Below are 16,214 nucleotides of genomic sequence, written 5' to 3'. Positions count from 1 at the left end.
GTTGGGCGCCGATTCGGCGCACCCCTCCAACTGCCGTTATGAGTCCAGCTCACAAACAGTGAGGTCAGAGCATATGGGCAAGTTCGCCACCGCCTTGAGCACCAGCGAGCGCACCCTCCGGATCACGGTCGCCGCCCTGATGCGTGCCTGCGGGGAGACGCAAACGACGCTCGCCGTCGGCCTGCACATCACGCAGGGGCAGGTTTCGCGCAAGCAGCGCGGGCAGGCCGCTTGGTCCCTCGGGGACATCGACCGCCTGTCCGCCCACTACGGGATCCCGGTCCCGGATCTGCTGTGCGGCCCCACCCACGCCGTGCAGAAGCTGAGCCCCCTGCGCATCGCCGCCGTCGTCGGCGGATCGCAGGAGGTCATCACGGTCTGACTCGGCACAGGCCGACGCCCCGCCCTCGAACCGCTCCACACAAAGCAAAAGCCCCGTCCCGGGTTACTGGAGGTGGCACTCCTACCCGACCGAGGCTCATGCGTGGACCCTGCTCTAGGTCTGTGGCGGAGTTTACCCGCGCATCGCGCGGTGAGACACCGCGGCGGACGGAAAGGCCGATAGTGGCACCGCACCGCGAAATGAACCCCGATGACTGCCCGCCCTGCCGCGCCGTCTTCGGCGCCCTGGTTGAGCGCCAGATGGCCGACCCCGAGACCCCGCTCGTGACCGAGGAAATCGGTCGGATTGTCGGATTGAAGAAGAGAGCGACTCAGGTCCACTTGGCCCACCTCTTCGCCCACGGGCGCATTGACGCCGACCGGCGCACGCCGCTGCACGGGATGAGTCAGCCGATCTTGTTCGGCGCCCAGGAGTGGGCGGCGAGCGTGGTCGCGCCGGACCCCACCTGCGCGAAGTGCCTGATCGCCCTGGCTGGCATCGGCTGGGAGGGGCAGATTCACCAGAAGGACCTCGCCAAGCTCGCCGGGATCGGCCTGCGGACGGTGCAGACGCACCGGGCCCACCTCGTGGCCGCCGACCTCGTGTCCTTCCGCCCGACCACCGTCCGGGAGGGCTCCCGGAACCGGGGCAAGCTTCCGGACCGCTTCACGCTGCTGAGCGCGACCACCGCGCCCCCTCTGGAAGGGGCCGCCCTCGAAGCGGTGCCGGCCGTCGCCGCGAGCATCATCAACCGCGTCCGCTGGTTCGTCGACGCGACCGGCGAGGAGCGCGGCAACGCCATCAAGTCGGTTTCCTGGTTCCTGCGCAACGGATGGCCGGAGACCGCTCTCCTCCGCGCCCTCGACGCCACCGAGAACCGGCAGGCGTTCCGGCCGGGGAGCTACCTCTCCACGCTGTTGAGCAAGCTGCCCCCTCAGTACGTCGTCCCGGCCCGGCAGATGGTCACCCAGCGAACCGAGCCGCGCCTCCTCGACTGCGCCGTCTGCGACACCCCGTTCAAGACGACCATGCCCGGCCACGTGCTGTGCGGCGGTGCTATCTGCCTGCGGCCGGACGAGGCCGTAATTCCCCCGTCCGCCACCATCTACCAACTCGCCTGAGAGGAGCTATGGCCATGGGGAAGCTACTCGACGCCATGCGGTCGCGGTTCCTGACGCGGGACCTGCCAAAGACCGCGAAAGGCCAGTTCAACGCGCTGATGCGCAAGGAGGACGGCAACACCGCGCGGGTGGCGGAGCGCCTCGGCGTCTCCCGCCGGACCGTGCAGCGGTACGTCTCGGGCGAGCGGAACATCTCGAAGACGAAGGCCGAGATCCTCGACCGGTTGAAGCAGGAGGTTTCCAAGGACCACCAACCGCGGGTAACCGCGCGGGCGGTCAAGGAAGCCCAGCGGCGCGGGATGACGATCGAGACCCGGGCTTCGTTCGGCTTCAAGTCGGGCCCGGCCACGACGGACGACCCTCGGATGCGCCGTCTCACCGAGGACGTGCCCGACCATCTGATTCCGGAGATCTTCGAGGCCATGCGGGAAGGCAACGAGGACAAGTTGAACGAACTTCTGGGGCAGGGCCTCGCGGAGGAGTATTTCCGCACCTCGGGCCCTGACGCCGCCGCGCTCGACGTCGAGTTCGGCGATATCGACTACGTGGAACTGGACTTGCGGTGATGACCATGAGCGAGAAGACCTACACCGCCCCCCTCCTGGTCCTTGACGCCATGGACGGCGCCCTCGTCGCCTACCGCCCCGACGTGCAGCGGGTCGAGGTGCCGGCGAACGTCGTCGACCTCGCGACGGCCGCCGAGTGGGCCGTCGCCTACGGCCTGGGCGCCGGTCCCCTGTCGCAGTACGGCGAGAGCTCCGGTCCGCTCCTCGTGCTCACCGAGGGCGCCGTCGAGGCCCTCGGCCTGCCCGCTCGGCTCGACGACCGGAAGCGGCTGCGAGTGCCCGACGATCACCCCGCGGTCAAGGCGGTGGCCGAGGGCGGGTGGACGCTCTCCCGTGCGGGCCTGTCGCCCTGGTCCTTCCTCTACCGGGGTCGCGTCGAGGTGCACGTCGCGTCGGTCCCGTGGGGCGCTTTCTCCGATCACCTGCGGTGGGGCGGGGTCGGCGAGGTGACCGACCCGGGCGCCCTTGCGTACGTCCTCGGTCAGTACGCCGAGCGCGTGATCACGCCGAGCGGCTCCACGGCTGCGTGCAGCCTCGCCCTGATGACTGCCGTTCGGCCGCCGACCCGGGTCGTGCGGGACCGGGGTACCGGCCGGCCGCAGCGGATTCCGGTCGAGGGCTCGCTCTCCGTCCCGGTCGACCCGGCTCCGCCCGAGGCTCCGGACGAGCACCCCATCGCGAAGGACCGCACCCGGGAGGAGAGTCGGAGCCCGGAGCACGTCCTCGATGAGGAGGCTTACGACTGGTTCCGGGAGCCGACCGAGGCCGAGGCCGAGGCGCCGTTCACGGTCGGGCTGGACATCAACGTTGCGTTCCTCGCGGCATCCAACCGGCTGACGGTCGGGCTCGGCGAGGCCGTCTACACCGACGGCCCTGTGTTCGACAAGAAGATCCCGGGGACGTGGCTCGTCGACCTGTCCGGCGCCAAGCTGCGCACGAAGGATCTCGCAACGAAGGAGTGGAAGGAGCTCCCGGAGAACTTCCCCTCGCCGTTCACTCCGTCGGGGAAGGCCCCGACGGGCCCGGCCTGGTACGCGACGCCAACTCTGGCGTACGCGGTCGAGTTGGGGATCGAGGTTCGGCCGCTCGCGGCGTGGCTGCGGCCCGAGGCGGGCGGGTACCTCGACCTGTGGCACAACCGGTTGCGCGACGCCTACATGGACACCCTCGCCGACCTGGGCATCAAGGACGGCATGGACGAGGAGGAGTTCCTCTCGGGCATGGCGACGATCAAGAGCCGTGACCCCGAGGCCGTCGCGCTCCTGTCCGCGATTAAGGCGACGGCGAAGGGCGGGATTGGCAAGCTGCGCGAGAGGCCGCAGGGCAAGCGGGAGAGCCGCCACGCCCCGTGGCCGGCACTCAAGCGGCCGACATGGCGCCCGGACATCAGGGCCGCCGTGATCAGTGCGGCGCGGGTAGGTGCCCACCGGAAGATGGTGAAGACCTGGAACGCCCTCGGGCTCGTTCCGCTCGCCATCCTGTCCGACTGCGTGGTCTACCCCTCGGCGTACCCGACGGCCCGTGCGGTCGTGCCACGCAAGCCGGACGGGACGCCGCTGCCGGGCGGGTTCCGCCTCGGCCCGAATCCGGGCTTCTGCAAGGAAGAGGGCGTCAGGCCGATGCAGTGGTACCGGGAGACGGCCGCCGGGGGAGCGAACCCCGGACGGTTCATGAAGCCGGGCCGGGACGCCGGCCGCGAGGAGTAGGACGGACGCGCGCCGCACCGCAGGGGCGGGGCCTCGGGAGACCGAGGCCCCGCCCCCTTTTCCGCCAAAGGTTCCGCCACGTCGTGACCGAGGGCGAGACCCCGGCCGACCCGACTTCCTGACGTCCCGCCGGCGAGGCGAGGGCTTCCCGGATCGCCTGCGTGCCGTCACGACAGTGCGCTACCTTCGGCGTCGTGCTCCCCGCGCCTGCGGGGGACGCCTCGGCGCCGACGGCTCTCGTACGTTCGCCTGCCGACTGCTCCCCGCTTCGGCGGGGATGGCCCTCGTTACGAGCGAGGTCTCTCTACTCCCCGCGCAAGCGGGGGTGATCCACTGTCGCGACTGCGCACCCCTGCCCGCCTCTCGCGGGAATGGCCCCCCTTCTTCGCCGCCCCCGACTGGGGGGCGGCCCCTGTGGCCTGTTGAGGAGTCTGTGATGTCGAGCTACACCCCCCCCTCGTCGCCTGATGTCGTGGCGGCAGACGTCGCCGAGCGCGATCGGCGCCCCTCGCGTGGAGCCGGGCGCCCGGCCGCCGATCCGGCGGACTCCGGGTCAGCCGATCGAGTTTATGCACGAGCACTACCGGATCAGCCTGGTGCGGGAGACGCGGACGCGGAACCAGGGCGAACCGATGGTGCGGCTGACGGCGACCGCCTTCCTGGTCATCGCCGGGATGACGGATGTCGGGGTGACGTCGAGCGGGCTGCGGGCGTGGGACGAGGACCTCGCGAAGGGGCGGGCGTCCGGTCCGCTGCCCCTGGGGAGCCCGGTGCCGCACGTCTCCTTCCCGCCGTACGTGATCCTGTGCGACGACGCGACGGACCCGGCGGCGGTCGAGGCGATGAGCTGGCGGTGCCTTGAAGGTGCGGTGGCGCTCGCGGATCAGGCGATGGGGTACGCGCGGGAGGTCGGCGACCACCGAGCGGAGCATCTGGCCCAGGCCGACGAGTAGGCCCCGGCACACGACAACGGCCCCCGTCGGGGGCCGTTGTCGTGTTCAGCGCCGCACGGCACAACAGAATCGCAGCACAGCTCACAGTTGAACTTGTAGTTCATGTGTAACTGTGGGAGGGTGATCGGACACCCACCCCCGCCCGCAGGAGCCACACCGCATGAGCGCCGAGTACGCCACCCCGTCCCGGATCACCATCGGCCGCGACCGCGCCGAGGCCGCCCTCGAATTCGCCCCGGCCGCCGGCAAGGGCAAGGCCCGCGCCGCTGCCGCTCGCCGCCTCGCGTCGGTCTACCGGGTCGAGACCCGCCACCCGTACCGCACCCTGCACTACAACCCCGCTTCCTCTGACGCGCCCCTGCCCGCTCCCGACGAGCTGCGCCTCGACGTGTCCGGCGCCCCCGAGCGTGTCGCCCGCTTCCTGTCCGCCGTCCCGCGTTACCTCGCCCGCGTCGAGGCCCTCGCCACCCAGGCCGCCCGGGTCTACGGCCGGTGGGCCCGCAGCGCCGCCGCGGAGGAGGTCCTCGAATACGTCGATGCCGCCGGGCGCCGCGCGTACGCCCGGCGGTTCCGCGCCGCGGCGTTCGCGGCCGTCGCCGACTGCCTCGGGATCTCCTGCCTGCCCCCGTACGTCCGTCCGGACGCGCCGATGTGGGACCAGGCCGCCCGGGTCGCGTGGGACGTCGTCAGGGCCGCGGGCCCGGTGTCTCTGTACCGGATGCACGACGAGGCCGAGGTCGCCGAGCTCCTCGCCGCCGCGGACCGCGTCTCGGACCCGTACGCCGCCGCGCACGACCGCGAGGCCGCCGAGCTCCTCGCCGCCGAGCTGCGCCGCGCCGAGCGCCTGTCCGCCGTCCTCGACGGCGAGGAGCTCCCGGCCACCGAGGCGCCGACCGAGGACATTGCCGAGGGGCAGGAGGAGGAGGAGCTCCCCGCCGTCGAGCTCCCCGCCGTCGAGCTCACCGCCGTGCAGCGCCGTTGGCTGCACACCGCCGCCGCGCACCCGGAGGGCCTCCTCCCCGAGGCCGTGAACCTGCGGACGCTGCGGGTCCTGGGGGCGGCCGGACTCGTCGACTGGACGCGAACGAGCACCAACACCGAGCCCGTCGCCGAGGCCGTGTGGAAGCCCCGCGCGGGCGAGGTCCGGATCACCCCTGCGGGCCGCCGCCGCGCCGCCGCCGAGGAGCGCGAGCGCGTCGTCATCGTGGCGTGCGGGGGCCGTAAGGCCACGTTCACCGACGGAATCCGCAAGGGTCAGCCGGTGATCGGCGCACGGGCCGGTGATCTGTACGTGGGGAGCTACCACCGGGCGATGCGCCGGGCGGCCGACGTCCTCACGCGGGGCGGCCGGTCCGGGCGGGTGCTGATCCTGTCGGCCAAGTACGGACTCGTCGAGCTCGACAAGCACCTGTTGAACTATGACCTTCGGGCCGGTGCGCCGGGCACGGTCGACGGCGAGACGCTGCGCCGGCAGGCGCACGAGCTCGGAATCTCTGGGGCGGCAGTGACGGTGCTCGGCGGCCGGGCGTACGTCGAGCTCGCCGGCGAGGTCTGGGAGGAGCTCGCCGCGCCGCTCGCGGGCACGCGGGGGATCGGCGAACAGCTCGCTCGCCTCGCCTCCATCTACGACCCGACGCGCGCCGCCGTCGAGGCCGCCGTCGAGGACCGGGCCCAGGAGGACGAGGAGCTCCTCGACTCCCCCGCCGCGCCGGTGCGGCCGGTCGAGCTCGGCCCCGCCGTCGGAGCGCGTCCCCTGTCGCGTCCCCTGTCGCGCCGCCGGACGACAGTCCTCGTGACGACGGGCGCGACCTGCGAGGACTCCCCCGATTCCCCGGCCCGGCAGACAGCACGACAGGGCCGCGGCAACAAGCGCACCGGGGTGTGTCCCCCGAACCGGTGGCTCGCCGCGCGGCAGAGCGCAACGGGGCTCGGTGTCGGGCACGGTGGGCGGGTGCGCCGTCCCGTGATCGCTCTCGCCGCCGGTCTCGCCGTGCTGACTACCGGCTGTGTGGCCGTCGCCCCGGCGGACGGCCGTCCTGCGCCGCGTGTCCATCCCGACGCGTCAGCCGTCCCCGCTCCGGCGAGGGTCACCCAGGCCCCGGCGCGCGAGGAGCTCGCCCGGACGGATCCCGTCCCGTCGCCGTCGGCCGGTCCGCGCCGTCGGCCGGTTCCGCAGATGGTGCGGACTCCTCGGCCGCCAGTGCCCGCCCCTGCGGTACGCCCCTCGGGACCGCCGCCGGCGCCGCATCGCACGCACCGGCCGCCGGTCCCGCTGCCGCCTCAGCGGACCGAGCGGCGGTCACCCTCCCACGCTCCGGCAACCCCGAGCTACTCCATGCAGGACGTGTGCCGGAGCGCTCAAGGAGTCACCGATCCGAGCCTTGTAGCTCTGTGCCGCAGCTTGTACGGGAGCTAGCTCTCACGGAGACGGCCGGGCCCGATTGGGGCCCGGCCTTTGTGTCGGTCAGTCCTGCACGATCTCGGCGTCGACCACTTCCGCGGGGATCTTGACGTTCCCGTTCAGCCACCGGCCACCCGCACGGATGGCCTTGGCGTGGCGCTCGGCCTCGGCATGGTCGAGCGGCGGGGCGCTCTCCATGTCGAGCTTGCCCAGGGTGGCGACGAGTTTCTCGACAGCGGCGGCGGCGGATGCGAGGGCCTTGTTCGTGGCCTCGCGCCGCGCCCGCTCGGAGGGCAGGAGCGCATCCTCGCCGCCTACCTCCTCCCCCTCGGAAGTGCCGAGCGCACCCCAGTCCTTCACCACTTCCCGAGCCAGCGCCGCCGTGAGCTTCCGTCCGCTCTCCCGGGCCTTCTGGTCCGCCTCGGCGACTATGGCGAGGCCCACCTCTTCACCCTGAGCTCGCCAGACGGGCACGAATTCAAGCGCCACCGACTTGGAGAGCTCGACCGGGATCGGCCGCGGTGCGACGCGGGCCGCTGCGGTCTCGGCCGGCGCGGTCTCGGCCGGCGCGTCATCTTCCTGCGCGGCGGGATCAGCGGGCGCCGCTTCAAGGGCCGCCCTGGGTGCGGGGGGCCCCAATGCCTTGCGGCCCTTGGTGTCCGGATTTCCGGACAGGGCCTTTCCGGATGCCGCGGCAAGACGGATCGGCGCGGTATCCATCAGTTCGTACATGGTGGACCGCTTGTAGCCCCACCGGGTGCGCCCGTAGTTCTCGATGGTCCCGTACTGGGGGACGTAGAGCTCGGGCTCGCTACGGATGATGTCGAGGACGAAACCGATCTCGATCTCGGCACGGAAGCGCGCCCGGCTGACGGTGTCGGCCAGGGTTCCGCGCGAGGTCTCGATCGCGGCCTCGTAGACGGCGAGCCGTTCCTCGGGAGCATCCGGAAGACGGGTTCGGTCGACGAGCTGCGGGGCGAACGGGTCGACGACGGCAGGCAAGCCGCCGCCGAAGTTGGAAAGGAGGTCGTCCTCCTGGTCCTGGTTCTCGTGCCGCTCCCTCGTCTCCGCAGGAAGGTCGAGTTGCCCGGCGGGCTCGGCAGCCTCGGTGATGGTCTCGGCAGAGGTCTTACCGTCTTCTGTCGTCTCCGCCGTCTCCGTCGCCTCCCCCGGATTCGTCGCCTTGGTGGAGATGCCAAGCTTCCGCCGGCGCGTGCGGGGGGCGTTGGTCTCGGTGCTCATGCGGCCCTCGTCCGATCCAAGAGGAGCCGGGCTACCTGGCCGTAGTCGGCGACTGCGGTTGCCCGGGGCGCGTGGAGGCGGGTCGGCTGATGAGTGGCCGGAGCCTCGCCTACCTTGGTGGTCTTCCTGATGGGGGAGACGATCGCGTCGGGGTAGTCCTCGGCGGCCTGCTCCTCCACCTCCCGGGCAAGGTCGCTCTTCTCCCACATGGTGGTGAGGATGGCCGCGACGCGCAGTTTCGGGTTTTCGCGCCGCTGAATCTTCTCAATGGTGGTGTTGATGCTGAGCACGCCCTGAGCGTCGAGGGCTCCCGGCTTCACGGGAATGATCGCGTCATCCGCAGCGATCAGGCACGCGAGGGTGACGAGGCTCATGGTTCGGGAAGCATCGATCACCGTCACGTCGAACGGCTCTTGCGCTTCGGCGATGGCGTACCGCAGGGCGTTGTCTGTGCCGCTGGTGCGCTCGTACTCGACGCGGGACAGGTCCGGCGTGCAGGGAACGACGTGAAGGTTCTCGAACCGCGTCGGGTAGGTGGCCTCGTCGAGGGACACCTCCCGCGTGGGGCTGTTCGGGTCCTGCGGGTCGGTCGGCGTGCCGAGGAAGACATGACGCAGGTTGTAGCGCTGTTCGACCGGCAGGCCCTCGGGGTACTCCACACCCAGCCAATACGTGATCGCCGCGTTCTGCGGGTCGGCGTCGATCAGGCGGACCCGCAGCCCCATTGCGGCCCAAGCGGCGGCGAGCTCGACGGCGGTCGTCGTCTTGCCGACGCCGCCTTTGTTGTTCGTGACGACGAACACGCGAGGGTTCGACGCAGGCCGGAAGGTGGCCGGAACGAGAGTCGCCGCGGACCACTGGTGATACGGCGCCTCCATGTCCCACTGCGAGACGATCGAGAGGAACTCAAGATCATCCGAGAGGGGTGGAATGCGGGTGATTGCTGTCATGGCGTAGACGGTAGCCATGATCGGAGCTCTCGACGTACTCGCACCCCGAAAATCCCCCGCCTGCGACTCCGGAAGGCCCCGGAACCCTTGCGGTTACTGGTGTCCGGATTTCCGGATACCCGGGAGAGGTCGCGCTCGGCGGGGCGTGGACGCCGCCCGGAGAGCGCGAGGCCCCGGAGCCGGGACTCCGGGGCCTCGTCCATGCCCTCACCGCTGGATGGTCACGCAGGGCCGTTCGTCGCGGTGCTCGAACTCGACGCACAGCCTCGACCTGTGGGGGTAGTCGCGGTTCAGTTTCCAGCTCGCGTATTCGTACCGGAAGCCGGAAGTCTCGCGCGAGCTCGTTGCCTTCCAGCGGGTTACCCACTTGTCGAACTTGCCGCCTCGCCACAGGGAGACCCGTGCTCGGGCTCCCGGCTCCCACCCGTCGAGGAGGGCGCGGACTTCCTTGACTCGCAGTCCCGATCCGATGACGCCGATACCGACGGGCCCGGCCTGCTTGTCGCCCGATGCGTGGGCGGGGGAGGCCGTAGCGAGGAGCGCGGCGACGACGAGGGAAGTGATGATCTTGTTTCTCATGCAGGGCCCAACCCTGCGAGAGCCGAAAGGGTCACGCCGGCCGAGGGCGGGCGGGGATTCGGGCCGTCGCGTCACGCGCGCAGAAACCGCCGCACGGCACGCCCTGGGAACTCCGGGGGCCGCGCCGTGCAGGGTCCTGCGGTCTCACTCCTGGCGGGCCGGGACGGTGCCGGGCTGCCCGTCGGACCACGCAAACTCGCCGTTGTCGTGGTCGGTGCCCTCGTGGCCGGGCTCGTCGCCGCACTGGTGCCACTCTCCGAGAGAGCGGGGGTCGACCCCTTCGGCATCCCAGGCGAGGCACTGCGCGGTGCAGCACTCGGCGTCGAGCTCCTCGACGTGCGCCGGGGGGAAGAGGCCAGCGGAGATCAGCGCGGCGGCGGCGATCTCTTCGGCCACGCTCAGTCCGACACCGTCCCTGCGCCCGGCCTTCCGCGCGGCTGTGATGGCTCGGTCGTACTCCTCGGTGTCGAGGATGCGCAGGGGTGCAGGCAGCGGGACCGGCGGCGCGGCGGGTTCAGCCGTAGCGGGTTCAGTGCGGTGCATGGGTGGGTGTCCTCCTGGTGATCGAGTGGGCACCGGTCGAGTCTGCCGGGTCCGGGCAACGGCGGGGAGTCCTTCGACTGAACCCGCCGCGGCCGGGCGCGGCGGCGCTTCTGGCCTGGTCCGGGGATGCGAAACCGCTGGTCGCGCTGAAACCGCCATCTCGTGCACCCCCCGGGGGCTGATGCCGCCGCACCGTGCACCCCTGCGGGGGCGTCCACCCTGGTCCCGCGCCCGCACGCTGGGAAATTCCGGCCCTTCCCGCGCTTCTGAACCCGCCATTTCGTGCACCCCCTTCGCCACCAGGGGCTATGACGGGTGCTCATGCTCTATGAGCTGGGGACATGCGCCCCGCCGCCTACCGTCGGAGCCGACACCACCACCGCCCCTGTGCCGGTCGACGTGGACGAGGCGGCCCTCGCACTCGTCACCCCCGCCGTCTCCTTCTGTGCACCCGTCTCCGTGCTCGCATCCGGTGCCCGAGCACCGGCACGGCTGGGCGGGGTCAGCCACGGGCCGCCACACCGCCTCGGCGCGCGCCCGGCGGGCGGGGCCGGCATCAGCCGGGAGCGCGCGGACGCCGAGCTCCTCGGCGGTGATGCCGAGCTCGGCCTCGGCGGCGGTCGGTTCGAGGATGTACGCCGCGGCGGCCGGGGCGGGCGCCGGCGCCTCGGTGGCGGGTTCTGCGGCTGCGGCCTCGGCTCGTGCGCGGTTGAGTGCGTCGTGATACCCGATGCCCTCGGCGTGCTGGATCTCTCGCGCGCGCTTCTGTACGGCGGTGCGCTTCGGCATGGCGATGCCCTCCCACTCCGGGCCTCGGTCCCCACGCCACCCGCCCGGACGGAACGGATCGTCAGCTCGTTTCTGCGGTACGGCTTCCCGAGGGACCTTCTACCGTCGGCGCCCCTGTCGCGGCGTGGGCGCGAGGGGCAGCGGTATGGGCGGCGTCCCCGCCCTGGGCGGCACCGTAGCGTACGGCGGCGGCAGGGCGGGGCGGATCGGGCGGGGTTCCCTACTTTCCGGGCCGTCCGGTGCACTCGGGATACGGCACCCATCGACAGCTCGGGGCGCGGCCGTCGCACCGGGGGCAGACGGCCGTGGTCGAGGTCAGGGGGAGGCCGTAGACCCACATGAGACAGGACGGGGCTCGGAACGGTCCGGGCTCCGTCGCCCTTCGGTGCAGGGCGGGGAGGCGGGCCCATCTACGGTCGGCGTCCGTGCGTCCGACCGGCTTCCCGGCGGGCTCGGTCCGGTGCTGCTCTAGCCAGTAGGCGAGGGGCTCGCGCTGCTGCCGGGTGAGGGCGCCGGCGGGGGCGAGCTCGGCGGCAACGGTCTTGAGCCATGCCGCGGAGGATGCTCCGCGCTTCCGGCGCCGCTCCTCCCATGACCACATGTGTTCGGCGAGGGTGACGGCCTCGGGGTAGACGACGATGGGGGCAGCGCGGCGGCGGTGCCGGGTCATCCTGAGGGCGTCCTCGCGAGCTCGCCAGACGTCGGCGAGTCCTCGCCCGTCGCCCCCGCTGCGGCGGCGGGGGATGGAGACCCACCACCAGAGCATGACCTGATGCGCATCTGCGAGCAGGGCGTCACCGACGGGGCCCAGGCGGTGGACGAGGTCTCGGTGTCGGTGCAGGGCCGTCCCGAGCTCGGGGACGGGGGCGGTGTCGACGAGGTACCCGCCATCATCCCCTGCGAGCCACCGACGGCCGCACGGGCACGGCCGCCACCGGTGCCCGGTGGCGGCGAGCCACGCCCCGGGCTCCATGCACAGCGGGCAGGCCGGCAGGGGCGCCGCGCCGAGCTCGTCGGGCCACGGCTCGATGCGCGCGGCCTCGATGGCGGCGAGCCGGTCCGGGTGCGCGCTGGGGAGCATCCGGGACAACTGGTCGGCGCCGCGGTCGAGGAGGACGGCGAGGCGGTCGAGCGCCTCGGCGGAGAGGAGGAGTTCATTCCGCTGCGGGTCGAGCTCCTCGGCGGGGAGGTCGAGGCCCTCGTCGATGGCCCGCAGGAGGCCCGGCAGATCGGGACCGTTGGCGGCGGCCGTGCGAGCCAGGAGCGAGAGCGTCGTCTCGCCGAGGATCAGGGGGACGCGAATCGAGAGCGCGAGAGGGGAATCCGCCGCAGGGTCGTCGTGGGTCATGGCGGCACCGTGGCACACCGGTCCGACACCGCGCCCCCGAACGGGCGATGTCTCGCTCGGGGGAGGGGACCCCCCGCCCCGTCCTTGGCGTGCTCTTGTCAAGCTTTCCGATGAACCCATGGGCGAACCCCCGCCCCTTCTGTCGCTATTGACGTGCACTCGTCAAGTCCTAGAAAGCCGGCCCCGTCCGACCCGCCGACCGGGCGGGGCGGGGGCGGCGGCCCCCGCCCCCCGTACCCTGAGAGGGCCCCTCTCCGCGGCCTGGGGCCTGTAGCGTGCCCTGTCGCGCCCCCTGTCGCGTCGCGCCCTGTCGCGTGCTGTGACCTGCGAAAACACCCCCGCACCCCCGCCCCTGAGCACGACGCGACAGGCTGTCGGGGACAGCCGCCCCCGCCCCCGCCCCCGCCGGCGCGAGCTCTCCGACCGCCGCCACCGCTACCGCCCGGCCCGCCGGGGCGCCCGTCCGGACGGAGCCGCCCGCGGCCAGGGTCGCTACCTCGGCCGCCATCGGAACGCAACGGGCATCCTGCACCGCGCGCCGCGCGTTCCCCTCACCGATCTGGCGAGCCTGCGCGGACGGGTACCCGCCCTGACGCTGCGCGCGCTCCTCGGCCTGCGCGAGCTCCTCCTCGGCCCACCGGACCGCGGCCCGTCGCTCCTCCTCGGCGTGGCGGCGGGCCTGCCGCACCTCCGCCGCCTCTTTTGGCGCGCACTCGTCAAGTTCTCGGGAAACCCCCCCTTTCTCACCAGGGACGGTGTCGCCTTTTGAAGTGTCTGCGTCAAGTTCTCCGGAAGTCGCCGGCTCCGGAGCGGCCTCCGTCACGGCGCCCCCCTCGATCGGAGCGCCACCGGTCGGAACCTCGACCTTCTCGGCCGGTCCTTCCGACCCCGGGCGCGTGATGCGCAGCAGGAACGCCGACGCTTCCGGCCGCGCCCGCCCGGCAACCGCGCGCGGTTCCGGCGCGCGCTCCGCGCACTCCTGAGCCGACGGCGCGGCGAGCCCGAACCAGCGCGCGACGGCGAGAGCGTTACGCGCTGCCCAACGGGCCGCGTCAACGTCCCCCCGTCCGTACGCGGACTCTGCACGCTCCGCCCACTGTTCGGCCTCACGGACCGCACCCCGGGCACTGTCGTACTGCTCATCTGTCAGCCCATCCCAGTCAATGCGCTGCGCGAACGCACGAACCGTGTCGAGAGCGGCACGGGCCATGCCGACCGAAACGGCCGTCCGCGCGTGTTCCTCCGCCCGCTCCGCCGCCCGCTCCGCATGGATGCCGTACACGCGCGCCGTTTCGGCCGTCGCTTGCAGCACGGACGCCGGACGCTCCGCGATCACGTACGCGATAGCGGCACCCGTGACCTCACCCCACGTACCGCGCACGTCCCCCGTCGGAAGCGTCACGGTGTGTCCGCCGCCCGACTCGAAATGGAAGCGGAACGGAAACCGCTCACCACACACGGACAGTTCCGACAGCAGGTCGGAGCGACGGAACTCCCCCTCGTATCGGTCGTTGAGCGACCGCGCTTCCATCGCTTCCGGCCACTCCTCCGCCGCCCTACGCGCGCGCTCAACTTCCGCCACGGACGGCGCCTTACGGGCACGCTTCCGGGGGGACGACTCGGCCGGAGTCTCCGCCGCACTCTCCGGAGCGACCGGAGCGACCGGAGCGACCGGAGTAGCGTCCGCCGCCCACTCCTCCGCCACACGGTCCGACACCCCGTAGTGCGCACGCGCCATGTCTTCCTGCCGCACGTCCGGGGTCCCCAGGGTGAACAGGGTCAGTGCGTCCGCAGCGTCGTCCCCCTCCGCCGCCTCCGCAGCGTCCGCCCACTCCTGCGCCTGCTGCGCGTCCGCCTCCGCAGCGTCCGCCGCCGCCTCCGCATGACGCACAAAGGCAGCCATGTCCCGAGAGTGGCCATGGATGATCTCCCACGCGCTTTCGGCGTCGAACAGGGAGGGAGGCACGATCACGCCGCGCCACTTGTCCTCACGCTCAAAGGCCCCGTATTCGATCATGGTTTCTTTGTGCGCGTGCTCGGCTCGTTCGAGAGCGTCCTCCCAACCGGCGCGGTCATCGTCGGCCCACCCCTCCGACGCGCTCGCCTGTACGCGAGACAGGTACTCGTCTGCCTCCGCGTACGCCTCCGCCGCGGGACCCTCCGACACGTCCCAACGGGCGGACAGCCACTCACCAAATGCCGCGCGACGCTCCACGGAACCGTAGGGGAGGGACCACACAAGTGCGTCCGCGTAGGCCACCCGCGCGGACAGCCGCTCATCTTCCGCCGCCGCAGCAACGCGCGCACGCTCCGCCGCCGCCTCCGCCCGCTCCTGGGCAGCGTTGCCACGTTCGTAAGCGGCCTTAACCCGCTTCAGTCCCTCTGACACTCGGTCATGCGCCTTAGTCGCCTTGACCCGGAACTCTTCGACGCCCTTACGGTCCGCGGCCTCCGCCACGCAGTCCACGCACGAACCGTCGGCGCATTCCCCGCACTCCGGGGTGTCGACCGGCGCGACCGGCGCAGTGTCCGCAACCGTCGCACGGGGTGCCCCGTCCGCCTCCGTCCGGTAGAAGGCGAGCGCAGCGCGGTAGCCGCGCGGGTTCGACGTCGACCACTTGCCCGCGCGCCACACGTAGCGCTCCGTACGGGAGTCCTGCGGCGTGGCAATGACCAGCGTCCACACGTCGCCGTCCCGCTCCACCATGGCACCCCACCCGCGGCCGGTAGCCGCGCCGGCGAGCGCACCCAGGTTCCGCGGGGCGCCCTCGGCGAGCGCTGCGGCAACGGGCATCGGGAGTGCGGGAGTTGCAGTCATTCGAGCCTCTTCCGTTCCGGTCCGCCGCGGCTTGTCCGCGGCGGTTGGTGCGGTCCCCACACTAGCCAACTTGCATCTGAACTACAAGTTGAACTGTGAGTTGCGTTGAGACTGCCGCATCCTGTCGGACCGACCGGCCGACCGCCGGGGGAGGGGTGACCGGAACGGGCCCAGGAAGGGGCCTAGGCGCCGCCCTCCGGGCCTAGCCGCGCGCCGTCTACCTTGGGAGTGCGCGTCGGGGGTCGGGAGGCTCATGCGGGCGCACAGCCGCTCTCGACGGGCCAGCGGACTGTGGAAAAAGAGTGCACAGGGTTGCGGTTTCAGCGTTGACCAGCGGAAACGGGGTCTACGGGCCCTGAATCCGCCACGAGTGCACCGTGATCGGTAAGGGGTGAAACAAAGAAGGTGACTCTTACTCGAACAGCTTGTTGGGAACCATTCCCAATAAGAGGGGGCATCGGACGGCCGTTCTCGCTGGTCAGACCCGAACCCGCCACCCCGTGCACCCCCTCCGTCTGTTCGATTTTCGGCATGTGGAAAAACAGTGCATGCAACAGCGGTTTCTGAGAACGGGACCGATCCCCAACCGAGGCCGGCCCTGCAAGAAAAGAGCCTCCGACCTGCGAAAATGCGTCTATCCACAGGGGTGCACCGTTCGGCGGGTTCCACCTAGTGATCACACTGAACCCGCAGCCAAAGGCATGATCCGCGAAGCGGATCATTGGCCCCGCGAAGCGGGGCCATAGCAGATGCCGCGAAGCGGCATCAAGGCATGGGCCGCGTCGCGGCCCATGTACCCGCGCGCGGGGTGGCGAC

General features: G+C 71.6%; 12 protein-coding genes. 6 read left to right on the top strand and 6 right to left on the bottom strand.

The window, feature by feature from the left end; all coding sequences use genetic code 11:
• Positions 1–73 precede the first annotated feature (73 nt).
• From ACIGW2_RS32835 to ACIGW2_RS32810, 6 genes are all read left to right on the top strand, one after another.
• Complete coding sequence (locus ACIGW2_RS32835) at positions 74–382, top strand: helix-turn-helix domain-containing protein (protein WP_399847716.1); 309 nt, start codon at positions 74–76, stop codon at positions 380–382.
• 401 nt (positions 383–783) lie between these two features.
• Positions 784–1,503, top strand: coding sequence for a hypothetical protein (locus ACIGW2_RS32830; RefSeq protein ID WP_399847715.1), 720 nt, complete (start codon positions 784–786; stop codon positions 1,501–1,503).
• A 14-nt stretch (positions 1,504–1,517) separates the two neighbouring features.
• Positions 1,518–2,069, top strand: a complete 552-nt coding sequence (gene tpg / locus ACIGW2_RS32825) for a telomere-protecting terminal protein Tpg (RefSeq protein ID WP_399847713.1) — start codon at positions 1,518–1,520, stop codon at positions 2,067–2,069.
• 5 nt (positions 2,070–2,074) lie between these two features.
• A complete protein-coding gene (tap, locus tag ACIGW2_RS32820) occupies positions 2,075–3,775 on the top strand; it encodes a telomere-associated protein Tap (protein ID WP_399847711.1) in 1,701 nt (566 codons plus the stop codon).
• A 569-nt stretch (positions 3,776–4,344) separates the two neighbouring features.
• Positions 4,345–4,728 carry a hypothetical protein gene (locus tag ACIGW2_RS32815; protein WP_399847709.1) on the top strand — a complete coding sequence of 128 codons (384 nt, stop codon included), beginning with the start codon at positions 4,345–4,347 and terminating at the stop codon, positions 4,726–4,728.
• A gap of 160 nt (positions 4,729–4,888) precedes the next feature.
• The gene (locus ACIGW2_RS32810; protein ID WP_399847708.1) at positions 4,889–7,144 is read left to right on the top strand and encodes a DUF6884 domain-containing protein; all 2,256 of its coding nucleotides are present in this window, start codon (positions 4,889–4,891) and stop codon (positions 7,142–7,144) included.
• A gap of 48 nt (positions 7,145–7,192) precedes the next feature.
• Here the strand turns inward: ACIGW2_RS32810 and ACIGW2_RS32805 are convergent, their stop codons facing one another.
• The 6 genes from ACIGW2_RS32805 to ACIGW2_RS32780 form a co-directional block, all read right to left on the bottom strand.
• Positions 7,193–8,371, bottom strand: coding sequence for a hypothetical protein (locus tag ACIGW2_RS32805; RefSeq protein WP_399847706.1), 1,179 nt, complete (start codon positions 8,369–8,371; stop codon positions 7,193–7,195).
• Positions 8,368–9,321 carry a ParA family protein gene (locus tag ACIGW2_RS32800; RefSeq protein WP_399847704.1) on the bottom strand — a complete coding sequence of 318 codons (954 nt, stop codon included), beginning with the start codon at positions 9,319–9,321 and terminating at the stop codon, positions 8,368–8,370. The genes ACIGW2_RS32805 and ACIGW2_RS32800 overlap by 4 nt, the downstream gene beginning before the upstream one ends.
• A 207-nt stretch (positions 9,322–9,528) precedes the next feature.
• Positions 9,529–9,900 carry a hypothetical protein gene (locus ACIGW2_RS32795; protein ID WP_399847702.1) on the bottom strand — a complete coding sequence of 124 codons (372 nt, stop codon included), beginning with the start codon at positions 9,898–9,900 and terminating at the stop codon, positions 9,529–9,531.
• 144 nt (positions 9,901–10,044) lie between these two features.
• A complete protein-coding gene (locus tag ACIGW2_RS32790) occupies positions 10,045–10,443 on the bottom strand; it encodes a hypothetical protein (protein ID WP_399847701.1) in 399 nt (132 codons plus the stop codon).
• Positions 10,444–11,452: 1,009 nt separating this feature from the next.
• A complete protein-coding gene (locus ACIGW2_RS32785) occupies positions 11,453–12,580 on the bottom strand; it encodes a hypothetical protein (protein WP_399847699.1) in 1,128 nt (375 codons plus the stop codon).
• A 169-nt stretch (positions 12,581–12,749) separates the two neighbouring features.
• Positions 12,750–15,287, bottom strand: a complete 2,538-nt coding sequence (locus ACIGW2_RS32780) for a hypothetical protein (protein ID WP_399847698.1) — start codon at positions 15,285–15,287, stop codon at positions 12,750–12,752.
• Positions 15,288–16,214 lie beyond the last annotated feature (927 nt).

This window comes from Streptomyces sp. NPDC053541, from assembly GCF_044544705.1.
In the GTDB taxonomy this organism is placed as follows: domain Bacteria; phylum Actinomycetota; class Actinomycetes; order Streptomycetales; family Streptomycetaceae; genus Streptomyces.
Note: the sequence above shows the minus strand (reverse complement) of the source record. Positions and strands in the feature narration are given on the sequence as shown.

What these genes read in the sequence shown, in the direction of transcription:
- ACIGW2_RS32780 (WP_399847698.1), bottom strand. Translation starts at nt 15,287, where the DNA reads ATGGTGGAGCGGGACGGCGACGTGTGGACGCTGGTCATTGCCACGCCG.
- tap (WP_399847711.1), top strand. Translation starts at nt 2,075, where the DNA reads ATGAGCGAGAAGACCTACACCGCCCCCCTCCTGGTCCTTGACGCCATG.
- ACIGW2_RS32790 (WP_399847701.1), bottom strand. Translation starts at nt 10,443, where the DNA reads ATGCACCGCACTGAACCCGCTACGGCTGAACCCGCCGCGCCGCCGGTC.
- ACIGW2_RS32830 (WP_399847715.1), top strand. Translation starts at nt 784, where the DNA reads ATGAGTCAGCCGATCTTGTTCGGCGCCCAGGAGTGGGCGGCGAGCGTG.
- ACIGW2_RS32810 (WP_399847708.1), top strand. Translation starts at nt 4,889, where the DNA reads ATGAGCGCCGAGTACGCCACCCCGTCCCGGATCACCATCGGCCGCGAC.
- ACIGW2_RS32785 (WP_399847699.1), bottom strand. Translation starts at nt 12,580, where the DNA reads ATGACCCACGACGACCCTGCGGCGGATTCCCCTCTCGCGCTCTCGATT.
- ACIGW2_RS32815 (WP_399847709.1), top strand. Translation starts at nt 4,345, where the DNA reads ATGCACGAGCACTACCGGATCAGCCTGGTGCGGGAGACGCGGACGCGG.
- tpg (WP_399847713.1), top strand. Translation starts at nt 1,518, where the DNA reads ATGGGGAAGCTACTCGACGCCATGCGGTCGCGGTTCCTGACGCGGGAC.
- ACIGW2_RS32835 (WP_399847716.1), top strand. Translation starts at nt 74, where the DNA reads ATGGGCAAGTTCGCCACCGCCTTGAGCACCAGCGAGCGCACCCTCCGG.
- ACIGW2_RS32800 (WP_399847704.1), bottom strand. Translation starts at nt 9,321, where the DNA reads ATGACAGCAATCACCCGCATTCCACCCCTCTCGGATGATCTTGAGTTC.
- ACIGW2_RS32805 (WP_399847706.1), bottom strand. Translation starts at nt 8,371, where the DNA reads ATGAGCACCGAGACCAACGCCCCCCGCACGCGCCGGCGGAAGCTTGGC.
- ACIGW2_RS32795 (WP_399847702.1), bottom strand. Translation starts at nt 9,900, where the DNA reads ATGAGAAACAAGATCATCACTTCCCTCGTCGTCGCCGCGCTCCTCGCT.